The 13,831-nt window shown below is 72.0% G+C and carries 14 protein-coding genes and 1 other RNA gene; 12 read left to right on the top strand and 3 right to left on the bottom strand.

Annotated features, from left to right (window positions below; all coding sequences use genetic code 11):
• The first annotated feature begins 105 nt into the window (after positions 1-105).
• Complete coding sequence (gene smpB, locus ACZBH1_RS13910; RefSeq protein WP_336396829.1) at positions 106-582, top strand: SsrA-binding protein SmpB; 477 nt, start codon at positions 106-108, stop codon at positions 580-582.
• A gap of 9 nt (positions 583-591) precedes the next feature.
• Here smpB and ACZBH1_RS13915 read toward each other — a convergent pair whose 3' ends face one another.
• Positions 592-1,269 (bottom strand): SIMPL domain-containing protein, encoded by a 678-nt coding sequence (locus ACZBH1_RS13915; protein WP_463646716.1) that lies wholly within the window; start codon positions 1,267-1,269, stop codon positions 592-594.
• A gap of 130 nt (positions 1,270-1,399) precedes the next feature.
• On the opposite strand from ACZBH1_RS13915, the gene ACZBH1_RS13920 reads away from it, so the two are divergent.
• The 11 genes from ACZBH1_RS13920 to ACZBH1_RS13970 all read left to right on the top strand — a co-directional run bounded on the left by ACZBH1_RS13920 (position 1,400) and on the right by ACZBH1_RS13970 (position 10,301).
• Positions 1,400-2,224, top strand: coding sequence for a DUF4397 domain-containing protein (locus ACZBH1_RS13920; RefSeq protein ID WP_463646717.1), 825 nt, complete (start codon positions 1,400-1,402; stop codon positions 2,222-2,224).
• An 11-nt stretch (positions 2,225-2,235) separates the two neighbouring features.
• Positions 2,236-2,874, top strand: coding sequence for a class F sortase (locus ACZBH1_RS13925; RefSeq protein WP_463646718.1), 639 nt, complete (start codon positions 2,236-2,238; stop codon positions 2,872-2,874).
• 43 nt (positions 2,875-2,917) lie between these two features.
• On the top strand, positions 2,918-3,469 hold the full coding sequence (locus tag ACZBH1_RS13930) for an RNA polymerase sigma factor (protein WP_336396833.1): 552 nt from the start codon (positions 2,918-2,920) through the stop codon (positions 3,467-3,469).
• The gene (locus tag ACZBH1_RS13935; protein ID WP_463646719.1) at positions 3,456-4,226 is read left to right on the top strand and encodes an anti-sigma factor; all 771 of its coding nucleotides are present in this window, start codon (positions 3,456-3,458) and stop codon (positions 4,224-4,226) included. The genes ACZBH1_RS13930 and ACZBH1_RS13935 overlap by 14 nt, the downstream gene beginning before the upstream one ends.
• 141 nt (positions 4,227-4,367) lie before the next feature.
• A complete protein-coding gene (locus ACZBH1_RS13940) occupies positions 4,368-5,057 on the top strand; it encodes an SRPBCC family protein (protein WP_463646720.1) in 690 nt (229 codons plus the stop codon).
• Positions 5,054-6,541 carry a phytoene desaturase family protein gene (locus ACZBH1_RS13945; protein ID WP_463646721.1) on the top strand — a complete coding sequence of 496 codons (1,488 nt, stop codon included), beginning with the start codon at positions 5,054-5,056 and terminating at the stop codon, positions 6,539-6,541. The genes ACZBH1_RS13940 and ACZBH1_RS13945 overlap by 4 nt, the downstream gene beginning before the upstream one ends.
• A 203-nt stretch (positions 6,542-6,744) precedes the next feature.
• Positions 6,745-7,115: a transfer-messenger RNA gene (gene ssrA / locus ACZBH1_RS13950) on the top strand.
• Between the two features lie 171 nt (positions 7,116-7,286).
• Positions 7,287-8,021, top strand: coding sequence for a hemerythrin domain-containing protein (locus ACZBH1_RS13955; protein ID WP_463646722.1), 735 nt, complete (start codon positions 7,287-7,289; stop codon positions 8,019-8,021).
• A 5-nt stretch (positions 8,022-8,026) separates the two neighbouring features.
• The gene (locus tag ACZBH1_RS13960; RefSeq protein ID WP_463646723.1) at positions 8,027-8,506 is read left to right on the top strand and encodes an SRPBCC family protein; all 480 of its coding nucleotides are present in this window, start codon (positions 8,027-8,029) and stop codon (positions 8,504-8,506) included.
• Between the two features lie 120 nt (positions 8,507-8,626).
• A complete protein-coding gene (locus tag ACZBH1_RS13965; RefSeq protein ID WP_463646724.1) occupies positions 8,627-9,520 on the top strand; it encodes an aldo/keto reductase in 894 nt (297 codons plus the stop codon).
• Positions 9,521-9,590: 70 nt separating this feature from the next.
• Positions 9,591-10,301: a glycosyltransferase family protein gene (locus tag ACZBH1_RS13970; protein WP_336396844.1), complete on the top strand. Its 711-nt coding sequence runs from the start codon at positions 9,591-9,593 to the stop codon at positions 10,299-10,301.
• On the opposite strand, the gene ACZBH1_RS13975 is transcribed toward ACZBH1_RS13970, so the two are convergent.
• On the bottom strand, positions 10,205-11,572 hold the full coding sequence (locus tag ACZBH1_RS13975) for a glycosyltransferase (RefSeq protein ID WP_378883160.1): 1,368 nt from the start codon (positions 11,570-11,572) through the stop codon (positions 10,205-10,207). The two genes, ACZBH1_RS13970 and ACZBH1_RS13975, sit on opposite strands and share 97 nt — an antisense overlap.
• Positions 11,569-13,725: a glycosyltransferase gene (locus ACZBH1_RS13980; RefSeq protein WP_463646725.1), complete on the bottom strand. Its 2,157-nt coding sequence runs from the start codon at positions 13,723-13,725 to the stop codon at positions 11,569-11,571. Before ACZBH1_RS13980 ends, ACZBH1_RS13975 begins: the two co-directional genes overlap by 4 nt.
• Between the last annotated feature and the right edge of the window lie 106 nt (positions 13,726-13,831).

Raw genomic sequence — 13,831 nt, forward strand, 5'->3', positions numbered from 1 at the left:
TGAAAGGCTGCCGTGCGGCCGTCGGTCCTCAGGGACCGCCCGCGGGGCACACTTCGACACGCTCAGCAACCGGCGCATACGCCCAGCAACCGATAAGGAGTCGCCATGCCCAAAGAACGCGGGGAGAAGGTCGTGGCGACCAATCGCCGTGCCCGCCACGAGTACGCCATCGAGAAGACCTACGAGGCGGGCCTCGTGCTGACCGGCACCGAGGTGAAGTCGCTGCGCGAGGGCCGCGCGAACCTCACCGACGGCTACGCCTACATCGACGGCGGCGAAGCGTTCCTCGACGCGGTGCACATCCCGGAGTACTCGCAGGGCCACTGGACGAACCACTCCGCCAAGCGCACGCGAAAGCTGCTGCTCCACAAGGACGAGATCATCAAGCTGTCGCACGCCGTCTCCGCCGGCGGCTACACGCTGGTGCCCCTCAAGCTGTACTTCTCGGACGGCCGCGCCAAGGTCGAGATCGCGGTGGCGAAGGGCAAGCGCGAGTTCGAGAAGCGCCAGACGATCCGCGAGCGCGAGGACAAGCGAGAGGCCGAGCGCGCGATGCGCACCCGGAACCGCCTGGGGGACTAGTCCCGGGCCTCACCGTGCGGCGAACCGCGCCTCCACAGCGGCCGAGATGACGATGTCCTCAGGCTGCAGCTGCACGGCGGGGCCGCCGCCCGCGGCATCCGCGGCGAACGACGCCTTCGCGACCATCATGCGCGGCGCCGGCGTCATCTCGGGGCGTTCCTGGCGGTCGAGCAGGCCGATGTCGGCGAGTTCGAGCGCGGCGACGTCGGACAGCCCGAGAGCGCCGGCGTAGGCCGCGGCTCGCGCCACGGCGACCCCGACCGCCTCCGTCGCCACGGAGCGCTCCACGGAGGTCCGGGTCTCAGGGGTCAGCTTCCACTCGATCCAGCCGAGCTGCACTCCCTCGCGCTCGGCGACCTCGCCGGCCCACCAGGAGAGGACGGCGAAGTCGGTGAACGTCACCGAGAAGTCGACGGTGGCGTAGTGCACCGGAGCGAGCCGGCGGCCCTCGTTGTTCCACGGACGCTCGGACCACACCGAGACGCGCTGGCTCGTCCACTCGGCGACGGTGCCGGCGGCCTTGCGCGCCGCCAGGTCGTCGCGTACCGGCTCGGTGAGCGCCGACATCCGCTCCACGACGGCCCCCCTCTCGGGTCCCTCGGCGCGGATGGTCAGGTGCACGATCGCGCGTTCGGGGGCGATGCGGGTCTCGTGCTCCCCGCGGACGGTGATGACGACGTCGCTCATGACGCCGACTCTACGCACCGCCGCGCCATCGGCCGAGAAATCTTCATTCATCTGCATCCAAACCGGCGTGCCGGCGGGAATCACCTGTCAATGGGCGGCGAACCGGTCGCCCCGACGAAGGAGGACCACCGTGCGAAACAAGATTCTCGCGGGCATCACCGCCGGGGCCGTCGCAGCCCTCGGTCTGATGGTCGCACCCGCCACCGCCGCCACCGCCGACGGGGCCCAGCTCTCGGTGCTTCACGGCATCCCCGACACGCCCGTGGACGTGTACGTCAACGGGGAGCTCACGATCGACGACTTCCAGCCGGGCGACCTCGCGGGCCCGCTCGACCTGCCCGCCGGATCGTACGAGGTCGCGCTGACGGCGACGGACGCCACCGACGACAGCTCGCCGGTGCTCGGACCCGTCACCCTGACGCTCGAAGGCGGCAAGAACTACACCGCCGTGGCCCACTTGAACGAGGGCGGCGACCCGACCGTGACGCCGTTCACCAACGACACCGCCGCCACCGCGGCGGGTGAAGGTCGCCTGACCGTTCGCCACGTCGCCGCGGCGCCCGCTGTGGATGTGCTCGCGGGCGGCTCTCCGGTGATCGAGGATCTGACGAACCCGAATGAGGCCACGCTGAACCTGCCGGCCGGCACCATCTCGGCATCCGTCGCCGCCGCAGGCACCACCGATCCCGTCCTCGGGCCGACCGACGTCGCGGTCGAGGAGGGCGCCCTCACGATCGTGTACGCGTGGGGAAGCCTCGAGGACGACAACCTGGCCGTCGCTGTCCAGACGATCTCGGGTCTGCACTCGGCTCCTGACGGGGTCCCCTCGGGCAGCGGCGGCCAGCTCGCCGAGCGCGACGCGATGATGCAGTCCCTGTTCGTCTTCGCCGGGCTGGCGATCGCGGCCGCGGCTGCGGCATCCGTCGTCGCCGTCCGCGCCCGCGCGAACCGCTGAGGACGGCCGACGTGGCAAGGGCGACCGCGGGAGCGCTGACGGCTCTGGCGGTCGTCCTCGCCCTGGCGGGGTGCGGCTCGGCCGATGCCGAGTCCGCCCCGCCACCGGCGGCACCGACGGTGACGGCGACTCCCACGCCGATCCCCACTCCCGCCGTCGACGTGCCGATCGCGGCGGCCACCCAGGCGCCCGTGCGGGATCCCCAGCCGCCGGCGCGGGTGGTCGTCGCCTCCGCCGACGTCGATGTGCCGGTCGTCCCGGTCGGCGTCGAGACCGGGGGCTTCATGGAGCTCCCCGTCGATCCGGCCATCGCCGGGTGGTACCGGTTCGGGTCGGACCCCGCCAGCGCCGACGGCAACGTCGTGATCTCGGCGCATGTGGATGCTCCTTCGTACCCGATCGGGCCGTTCAGCCGCCTGCGAGACCTGGCAGCCGGGGAGGTCGTGGAGGTGACGGATGCCGCGGGCTCCGTGCACCGCTATTCCGTCGAGTCGGTCACCTACTACCCGAAGGCCGACCTTCCGGTGGACGATCTGTTCGCCCGCTCCGGCACGAGAGCGCTCGTGCTCATCACGTGCGGGGGCGCGTTCGACCCCGCGAGCGGGCGGTACGCCGATAACGTGGTCGCCATCGCGACCCCGATCCCCTGAGCCGGCGACGTCGCCGACCGCGATGAGGATGAGAGGACACAGCGTGGAAGAGGCGCACGAGCGGGAGCTGAGCGATCGCTTCCGCAACGGCGACGAGCGAGCGCTCGAAGAGATCTACCGGCGGTGGTCGCCGGTCGTGTTCACGATGGCGCTGCGCTTCGTCGGCGACCGCGGCGACGCCGAGGACGTCACGCAGAAGGCGTTCGTCTCGGCGTGGACGTCGCGCCGGTCGTACGACCCCGCCAAGGCGAAGCTGTCGACGTGGCTGATCGCGATCACGCGGCGCCGCATCGCCGACACGCTGGAGGCGCGCGCCCGCGTGCGGGCGCTGCAGCAGGAGCTGCAGCGCTTCACCACGCCCGAGGACGTCGTCGGCGCCGAGATCGACCTCGGCGACCGTCTGCTCCTCGCGGACGAGATCGACCGGCTGGAGCCGGATGCGCGCCGCGTGGTGCGGCTCGCCTTCTACGACGACCTCACACACGAGCAGATATCCGAGAGGCTGGGCATGCCGCTCGGTACCGTGAAGAGCCATATCCGGCGAAGTCTCACCCGCCTGCGCAGTCGATTGGAGGTCGGCCATGTCGCATCTTGATCCCGACCGTCTCTCGCTGATCGCACTCGGCGAGACCGCCACGGCGGAGGAGCGCGCGCACCTCGATGTGTGCGACGAGTGCGCGCTCGAACTGGCCGAACTCGAGTACACCGTCGTGGTGGGCCGGTCCACCGTCGCGCTGGGAGACCTGCAGGCGCCGCCCGAGCGGGTCTGGGACCGCATCGCCGCCGAGGTGAAGCTCGGCGCCGCGGAGGGCCCCGCACCGGATGCGGATGACGGGATGCCGGGGGCCGCGGGCGCGGCATCCGCTCTCGTCGAGGACGCGCCCCGCGCGCCGGACGCCGAGAAGCCGGCCACCCGCAGACGCGGCATCCGTCTCCTGTTCGCGCTCGCGGCCAGCCTCGCTCTCATCGTCGCCGTGGTCGGCACCTGGAACTTCGTGCGTCAGCCCGAGCCGGTCGAGCTCGCCTCCGCGACACTCGACGCGTTCCCCGCCCATCCGGGTGCCTCGGGCTCCGCGGTGGTGGTGGAGAAGCCCGACGGCGAACGGCAGGTCGAGGTGGACCTCGACGACGGCGAGCAGGGCGACGGATTCCGCGAGGTCTGGCTGATCAAAGCCGACGCCTCCGCGCTCGTCAGCCTGGGTGTGCTGAAGGGCAGCACCGGCGTGTTCGAGGTTCCCGACGACATCGACCTGCGCGAGTACGTGCTCGTCGACATCTCACTGGAGCCGGAGGACGGCGATCCCGACCACTCCGGGGACTCGATCGTGCGAGGTGAGCTCGGGTTCGCGTGACGGTCGGGGCGCGCACGACCGCAGGGCGGCGTGGCCGCCGCGACTGCCACATGCTCGGCCGCGGCGCAAGCCGCTCCGCACGACCGCCACTGCGGCCTATCGTCGTGCACACGGCAGACCCACGACGACAGGAGCATGGCGATGTCCCGCAACGTGAGGGTGCTCAAGTGCACGCCGGAGGACGTGTTCGAGGTGCTGGGCGACGGCTGGCTGTACCCCGCATGGGTCGTCGGCGCGTCCCGCATGCGAGAGGTCGACGAACGGTGGCCGCAGGCGGGATCCGAGGTGCATCACTCGTTCGGCATCTGGCCGGTGCTCATCGACGACAAGACGGTCGTCGAGGAGTACGTGCCGTCGCAGAAGATGGTGATGCGGGCTCGCGGCTGGCCGATCGGTGAGGCGCGCGTGACGATCGACGTCAAGCCCCGCGGCGAGGAGTGCGTCGTGCGCATCCAGGAAGAGGCGGTCGCCGGTCCCGGGCGGCTGGTGCCGGCGCCGCTGCTCGACATCCCGCTGCACTGGCGCAACGAGGAGACGCTGCATCGGCTGGCGTATCTCGCGGAAGGCCGGGCGACGCGACGCACCTCGGCGTCGACGGCCGAGAAGGAGATGGCAGCGTCGGGGGAGGAGTCGCACGACGCCTCCTCGACGGCCTCGGCCGCGAAACCGGCGGCCGCGAAGCCGACCGCCGCGAAACCGACCGCTGCGAAGTCGTCCAGCGCGACGGCGACCGCCGCGAAGCCGAATGCTGCGAAGCCGACCGCCAGGAAGCCGACCGCCAGGAAGCCGGCAGCCGCGAAGACTCCGGATGCGGAGGCGTCATCGCCGTGAGCACGCGCGCCCGGCCGGGAGGCGAGGAACTCGATGCCGTGATCGTCGGCGCGGGGCCCAACGGCCTCGCGGCCGCCGTGACTCTCGCTCGCGCAGGACTGCGTGTGCGCGTGTTCGAGCGCGCCGATCAGGCGGGAGGCGGCGCCGCCACCCGCGAGCTCACGATTCCGGGCTTCCTGCACGACGTGTGCTCCGCGGTGCACCCGATGGCGTTCGAGTCGCGGTTCTTCCGCGAGTTCGGCCTGCGCGACCGCGTGGAGTTCGTCACTCCCGAGATCTCGTTCGGCCATCCGCTGGACGGCGGGCGCGCCGGCATCGCGTACCGTGACCTCGCCCGCACGCGCGACAACCTCGGCAGCGACGGCCGCGCCTACGAGCAGCTCATGCGCGGGCTGGTCGCGCGCGCGACCGAGGTCGCCGAATTCACCGGGTCGGCACTGCTGCAGGTGCCGCAGGATCCCGCGACCGCCGTGGCGTTCGGCCTCCGCGCCCTCGAGCAGGGGACACCCGCGTGGAACGCCCGCTTCCGGCAGGACGTCGCTCCCGCCTTGCTCACCGGTGTCGCCGCGCACACGATCCTGCCGCAGCCGAGCGTCGCCGCGGCGGGCGCCGGCCTGGCGCTCACGGCGTACGCACACGCCCGCGGCTGGCCCATCCCCGTCGGCGGCAGCCAGGCGATCATCGACGCGATGGTCGACGACCTGCGTGCACACGGCGGTGAGGTGGTGCTCGACCACGAGGTCACCTCCTTGGCGGCGCTGCCCGCCGCCCGCGTGACCGTGCTGGACGTCACACCCAAGGCGCTCATGCGGATGGCGGGGGATGCCATGCCCGAGAAGTACCGCAGGGCGCTGCGGCGCTTCCGGTACGGCGACGGCGTGGCGAAGGTGGACTTCGCCCTGAGCGAGCCCGTGCCGTGGTCGCATCCCGAGCTGCGCCACGCCGGCACGGTGCACGTCGGCGGAACGCGCGCCGAGGTGGCGGGGGCCGAGAATGAGGTCAACCGCGGGCGGATGCCGGTGCGGCCGTACGTGCTCGTGTCGCAGCCGACGCTGTTCGACGCCGCCCGCGCCCCGGCCGGGATGCACACGCTGTGGACGTACACGCATGTTCCCGCGGGCAGCCCCGTCGACCGGAAGGAAGCGGTCATCCGGCAGATCGAGCGCTTCGCTCCGGGCTTCCGCGACACGATCGTCGCCGCGAGCTCGCGCAGCGCCCGTGAGGTCGAGCGGCACAACCCGAACTACCCCGGGGGCGACATCGCCGCGGGTGCACCGACCTTCCCGCAGATCCTCGGCCGCCCGGTGTTCAGCCCCGACCCGTGGCGCACGCCCATGCCCGGGGTCTACCTCGCCTCGGCGTCGACCGCACCCGGACCCGGCGTGCACGGGCTGCCCGGGTGGTTCGCCGCACTCAGCGCGCTCCGCCACGACTTCGGCACGCGTGCCCTTCCCGACCTGTCGCCCCGCACCCGCGGCAGCTGAGGCGGACAGCGCGAGTGAAGGTCGTCCCCGGCACCGGCGGGAGCGGCCGCACCGTACGCGGCTGTGGAGAGGGGCCGGGAATGGCGGGGGCGTGGCATCCGTTGTAGACTGATGTGCTCGGATGCTTCGGCACCCGGGTGTTGGCAACTCCACAGTGTGACAGCGGCCCTTCGCGAGAAGGAACCACCTCGATTCGAGGACACGGGGATGATCGGTTTCGACATCGCCTGCGAATCTGCGTGAAGCGGGCCGAGGATGCAGGGTTATCTCGTAAACGCTCCTTGCAAACCAATAACTGCCGAAAAGAAGCAGTCCGCGTTCGCCCTCGCTGCCTGAGCAGCGAGCCCGACGCCGTCAATCCGTGACTGATCCCGTCACGGGTATTGGCGTCATCTAGGGATCTTGCTGCGTGACGTCGCCTGAGCGCCACGCGGGACTCTTATCAGGATGGGCTCGTCGACTTAGGTGTCTGTGACAAAGGTCGGAGCCGAGTAAGACGTCTTCACAGACTGCGCCCGGAGAAACCGCAGTTACTCAGCGATGGACGGGGGTTCGATTCCCCCCATCTCCACGAACCGCTGTCACCGGAACTGACGGCCCAGGCCCTCGCGATACGTCGCGGGGGCCTGGGCCTTTCCGCGCTCCGAGCGAGGTGCTGTGCGCGGCCCTGCGACGGGTGTATCGTGCGGCTGTGCGCCCCGGCGTGGGGCCGGTGCGTGCGGTCGGTGGGGACTGGGGGTTCGCCATGGCTACGAAGCTGCCGTCGTCCGGAGCGATGCCGGAAGGCCAGCACGCGGGGTGCGACACGTCGGGCCTGATTCTCGTGCACCGGATCTTCCGCTGGCTGTACACGCAGCTGCCGATGCTGGTGCGTGAGGTGCAGGCCGGCGATGTGGAGCGCGCGGCGATCGTCGGTCGGTACGCGAACCTGGACTTCTTCGCGCTGCACATGCATCACGAGACCGAGGACATCGCCCTGTGGGACAGGCTGACGTCCCGCGACCCCGGATGCACTCTGCACGTCGATCAGATGCGCGCCCAGCACGCCGACGTGGCGGCCCAGCTCGCGCGCATCGAGCCGCAGCTGGAGCCGTGGGTCGCCACCGCCGACCCGCGCCTGGGTGAGGCCCTCGCGGCCGACATCGAGGTGCTCCGCGACACGCTGCACGCGCATCTCGCGCAGGAGGAGGACGACATCCTCCCGGTCGCGGGCGCCGTGCTCTCGCAGCAGGAGTGGGACTGGATGGAGGAGCACACCCGCGAGAACCTCGCCGCGCATCGCAAGGAGCTCGGCAAGGACATCATGTCGCTTCAGGTGGGGCTGCTGATCGCGAGCGTCCCGGAGGCGGAGAGGGACGAGTGGATGCACAAGAACATCCCCGCGCCGATCCGACTGCTGTATCTCCTGCTGATGAAGCGCAAGTACGACCGGGCGATGAGGGAGCTGTACCCCGACCGGCCGGTGCCCGCGATGGTGTGAGCGCCATGTGGCGACGCGTCTTCCTCGACGTCCACCTTCCCTTCCCGCCGGAGCGGGTGTTCGCGTACGTCGCCGACCCTGCGCGGTGGCCCGAGTTCGCGCCGGCGGTGGAGTTCCGCCAGCGCATCGGCGACGGGCCGCCGGACGTGGGCAGTCGATGGTGGGCGATCGACCGCATCCTCGGCCCCTTCACCGTGCGGTTCGCTGATGAGCTGGAGGCGATCGATCCACCGCGCAGGGTGGTCTGGCACTCCACCTCGCCGTGGAACTCGCGGGTGGAGTACGTCTGCGTCGCGCAGAGTGGAGGGACGCGGGTGCTCGCCGACTACGAGGGCGACGTCGCCGGCTGGCTGCGGCTGGTGGCCTTGCTGCCCACCTTCGTGCTGGCGAGGATCCTGATGCGGGATTTCCGGGGGCTCGCGCGGGTGCTTGCGGCCGAGGACAGGGACATTCGGGCAGACGGCGTCGCCACCGCTGCGCGCTGAGCGTCCGCGGTCCCATTGCGGGGATGGGGAGGCCTTTACGCGTCGGGCACCCTGCTGTCCAGTCCCACGCGGCAGCGCACGGGGATGGCAGGCTGGTGGGCACGACTGAAAGGACAGGCGATGAAGCAGCGGACTCTGGCGGGACGGCAGGTTTCGGCGATCGGCCTCGGGGCGATGCCGCTGTCGATGAACAACGACAAGGAGTATCCGTCGTTCGAGGACGCGGTGGCCACGGTGCACGCCGCCCTCGACGCGGGCGTCACGCTCATCGACACCGCCGACGTCTACGCGCCGGCGTGGGACGAGATGGGACACAACGAGCGGATCGTCGCCGAGGCGCTGCGTACGTGGGACGGCGACTCGACCGGCATCTTCGTCGCGACGAAGGGCGGCATCACCCGCAGCGAGGGCGAGGTCTGGGGGCGCGACGGGTCGGAGGCGTACCTGCGGTCCGCCGTCGAGACGTCCCTCGAGATCCTCGGTGTCAACCGGATCGAGCTGTACCAGTACCACCGCCCGGACCGCTCGCGCGTCTACGGGGACGTCATCGCGTCGCTGGCGAAGCTGCAGGAGGACGGCCTCGTGCGCGCGGTGGGTATCTCGAACGCGAGCGTGGAGGAGATCCAGATCGCGCTCGATGTGCTCGGGGAGGGGAACCTCGCCAGCGTGCAGAACGAGTTCTCGCCGAAGCATCCCGGCAGCATCGGCGAGCTGCGCTTCTGCGCGGACCACGCTGTCGCCTTCCTCCCGTGGAGCCCGCTGGGCGGCACCGGCGGAGGGGCGAGGCGGGTCGGCGAGCGGTTCTCCGTCTTCGGCGACGTCGCCCAGGCGCACGGCGTCAGCCCGCAACAGGTCGTGCTGGCCTGGGAACTCGCCCTCGGCGACCACGTCATCCCCATCCCCGGGGCGCGGCGCGCCGCTTCCATCACCGACTCGGCGCAGGCCGCGGAGCTCGAGCTCAGCGCGGACGACGTCACCCGGCTGTCGGCGTCGGTCGGCATCTTCGACGACTGAGATGCGGCGAGCGGATGCCTCCGACCGGCCAGGATTCGGGCTCGGCGGCGGGGTGCCTTAGGCTCCCGTCATGCCCTCCGACCTCGCCGTGCGGATCGTCATTCCGTGGCGTCCCGCGCCGTCCCGCCTCGATGCCTTCCACCGTGTGACGGCCTGGTATGAAGCGCATTTCCCGGAGGCGGTCGTTCGGACCGTCGACACGGGTGAGGACCCGTTCGTGCTCGCCGCCTGCCGCAACCGCGCGATGGCCGACGCCGCCGAGGACGAGGTCGTCGTGATCGGCGACGCCGACACGATCCCCGAACCCGATGCGCTGCGTGCGGCGATCCGCGCCGCGCGCACCAGCGACAGGGTGCATCTGCCCTACACCGAGTACCGGTGGCTGGGTCGCGCGGGCTCGGCGCAGTACGCCGAAGGCAGGGCGCTCGAGGACTGCGATCACGACCACGTGGTCGGCGCGTGCTCGGGCGTGTACGTCGCCACTCCGCGCACCTGGGCGCGGCACGGCGGGCAGGACGAGCGATTCCGGGGCTGGGGCTTCGAGGACGCCGCGTGGTACCTCGCGCACGAGACCCTCCTCGGAGCCCCGCCGGAGCGCCACCCGGGACGCGTGTACGCGCTGCACCACGTCGGCGAGACGCGGGCCGGCATCCAGTACGACGCGAACGCCGCCCGCATGGAGCGCTACCGGTCGGCCGCCGGCGACCCGGTCGCCATGGCCCAGCTGGTCGGGCTGGCGGACGTGGCCGGCGAAGCGGACATCGAGGAGAGCGCCGCGTAGGCGAGCGTCGGACCCGGCCGCTCGTGCTGGGCCGCCGCTTCTGTACGCAGCGCCTCACGCCCCTGCCAGTCTGGATCTGCGAGTGCGGCGACGGCCTCGGCCAGCTCGTCCACCGTCGCGGTGTTCGGCGCCAGCGACAGGCCCGCACCGGAGCTCTCCACGGCGGCCGCCCCGGCGAACTGGTCGGTCGAGAACGGCAGCACCAGGAGCGGCACGCCCTGCCCGACCGCCTCGGTGATGGAGTTGTTGCCGCCATGGGTGACGGCGAGCGCGGCAGCGCCCAGCAGGCGCACCTGCGGCAGGTACTCACGCACCAGCCAGCCATCGGGCAGCTGCCCGAGCTGGCCCGCCGGGGTGGAGCCCGTCGCGATCGCCGCGCGAAGGCCCGTCCGCGCGATCGCGGCGGCGACCCGTGCCAGGACGTCGCCGCGCACCGACAGGAAGCTCCCGAAGCTCACGTAGACGAACGGCGTGCCGGCGCGGAGGAACTCGTCGACGTCGTGATCGTGTCGCTCGTCGCGCCGGGTCGAGCCGAGGAAGACGTGCGGCGGCAGCGCACGCCCGTCTCCCGCGGCGAGGAGCGCGGGGTAGTTGTACAGCACGACGTCGCCGTGGAGGGCGAACGCATCGGTCACGGCATCCGCTCCGGGGTCGAGCGCGCGAGCCGCCGTGTTCCACTGACCCGCGAAGCGATCGGACACCTCGACGCACAGGCGGCGCAGCTCTGCCAGCTCGGCCGGCTCCGGCTGGAACGCCCGCGGCCAGGCCGACGGGAAGCCGTACACCTCGCCTGGGCCCGGAAGCGCGGACGGGTGGCCCAGCACGACGTCGCCGTAGTCGATGCCGGCGGTGTGGAGGGCCAGGCGCGCGCTGAACGCGAGGTGGTCGACGAGGATCGCGTCGGGACGCACCCGATCGACGACCTCGAGCGTGGCCCTCGCCCGCTCTTCGGGCTGCCACATCAGGTCGGTCAGACGCTCGCGGGCCTGGTAGGCCAGCGTCGGCACCATGCCGTGCCGGGTCGCCTCGAAGAAGCCCTCGAGGGATGCCGCCTCGGCGGCGTCCTGCTCCCTCGTGCGCATGACGCCGGCGTTGGCCCCGCGGCCGAGCGGAAGGTCGACGCGGTCGAAGCCGAAGTCGGCGACGATCGGCGCCGTGGCCGGTCCGGTGGCGACGACGACGTGCTCACCGGCGTCGCGCCAGGCCGTGGCCAGTGCCGCGAGGGGCAGCAGGTGCGAGGCGTAGTCGGGGCTGACGACGAGGAGGGTCATGCGGGCATCCTCGCCGCCCGTGCGAGCTCTGCCTCCTGAGCGACGACCGAGGCGTAGATGGGGGCCAGGGTGGCGGCCATCGCCTGGATCGTGAATCCCTCGGCGACGACGTCCCGCGATCGCCGGGCGCGATGCTCATCGTCGTCCGCCGCGCGATCCAGCGCCGCCGCGACGGCATCCGTCAAGCGGTCCTGGTCCCACGTCGCCGTGAGGAAGCCGGTGTCGCCGTGGTCGACGTATGTGGCAGGCCCGCCGCCGTCGGGGGCGACCACGACCAGTCCGGTCGCCATCGCCTCGAGCACCGCGAGGCCGAACTCCTCCTTGATGCTCGCGCACACGTAGGCGCCGCCCGCGGCCGCGAGACCCGGCATCCCGAATCTCGCGGCGGCGATCCAGCGCGCGGCGACGTCGTTCGCGCGGTGGCCGGCGAGGATCAGTCCCCGCCGCGCACGCTGGTGCGGAGGGACCACGTCGGCGACGAGGTCGAGCTGCTCCTGCTCGTCGCGCGAGGGCTCGTCGAGGTCGCCGCCGATGACGAGCAGGTTCGCGCGCTCGCCGAGTGACGACTCCGCCCACGCGCCGACGAGCGTCGCCACGCCCTTCACGCGGTGGAGGCGCCCCACGGTGACCAGCAGTGGAAGGCCGCGCCGGTACTCCGCCAGGTCGCCCAGAAGCGCGGCGAGGTCGCCGAACGCCGCGCCCGCTGCGGCGGCGCCTTCGATGCCGGCGACTCGGGCTTCGGCCACGGCCTGGTCGATCACCTCGAGGTCGACCCCCTCTGCGACCACCGTGTGCCGCTCGCTGCGGGCGTTCATGTCGATGCCGACCAGTTCGCGCATCTCCTGCACCAGATCGGGCCGCGGGAAGAAGACGGTGTGCGACGCGGAGGCGGCGAGGGTCTGCACCAGGCGCGCCCGGAACCAGAAGTGCTCGCGAAGATCCGTCTCACCGAAGCCCTCGCGGGTGAGTGTGCCGGCATCCTCCAGCGACCGGATGACGCTGTGCGGGTCGGGCGCGACCGTGAACACGGTGGGGATGCCGAGCTCGCGGGCCACGTCCGCCGCTGCGAGGCTGCCGACGTCGGCCATGCGCAGGTGCACGACGTCCACGCCGCCTGCCGCATTCAGGACACGGCGGATGCCGCGGCGCGCCGTCACCCGATACGGCCAGGCCGCGGCAGAAGCCACGGGACGGGCAGCGAGAGGGATGCGGCCGTAGACGTGGCCCCTCGATGTCCCGGCCACCCGGAGCAGGTCCTCGGCGCTGTGCTCGAGCGGTCCGCGCGACAGCGTGAGCGCCCGCTGGACGGGACTCGCCTCATCGACCGTCAGCGCGTCGCCCAGCCGCACGAGCAGGGTGGCGATGCCGCCGTTGTCACCGGCGCCGACCGCCGACAGCGAAGGGTCGATGTCGGCGTGGAGGAACAGCTGCGCGACGGTGAGCCCGCGCGCACCGCGGTGAGCGGCAGGTGCCGGGTCGAGGTCGATGAGGGCGAGCCGTGCCGCCGCCGCCAAGCGGCCCCCGGCGGCCACCACCGTGCCGAGGTCGTCGTCGAGTCCCGCGGTGTCACGCCGCTGACCCAGCGCGGCGATCGCCGCCTCGCGGGCCTCGTCCGACTCGCGGGGATCGAGGGCGACCTCGCGGAGGAGCCGGGTGGCGATGGGCTGGCGGATGAGGCCGAGGGTCTCGACCAGGGTCGCCCGGGACGAGGCATCCGTCATGCCCAGCAGCGCGGACTCGATCGCGATCGCGAGGGCCTCGCCCGCGGCGCCCGACCACTTCTCGATGGTGTGCTGCGCGAGCATCCCCGAGAAGCCGCCCTCGGCGACCAGGCCGAGCAGGCGGCCCACCGCCTCGGGCCGGGGCAGGCTCTGGCCGAGCGCCCAGGCGGCGTGCTCGCGGATGAAGGCCCGGGGGTCCGACAGCAGGCCGACGAGCCGGCGGAGCGCTTCTTCGTCGTGCATCTCCGCCAGCGCGTGCACCGAGGCGATCGCGGCGATGTCGTCGCTGCGGGCGAGCGCGGTCAGCAGCACACGCAGGGTGCGCACGCTGGGATCGCGTCCGGCCTCGAACGCCACGTCGTCGGCGGCCCGGAGCGCCTCGACGATCGTCGGCGCGTGGAGAACCTCATCCATCGCGGTCTGGACGCCCACGTGTCACCTGCCTCCCCGCGCAGGGCGGGTCTGCGCTGTCCACAGCGTATGCCGCCGGCCGGGCGGCAAGGCATGCTTGACAACGAGCCCGGATCGGTGCTCGTCA

The organism is Microbacterium sp. ZXT2-5 (genome assembly GCF_055329545.1).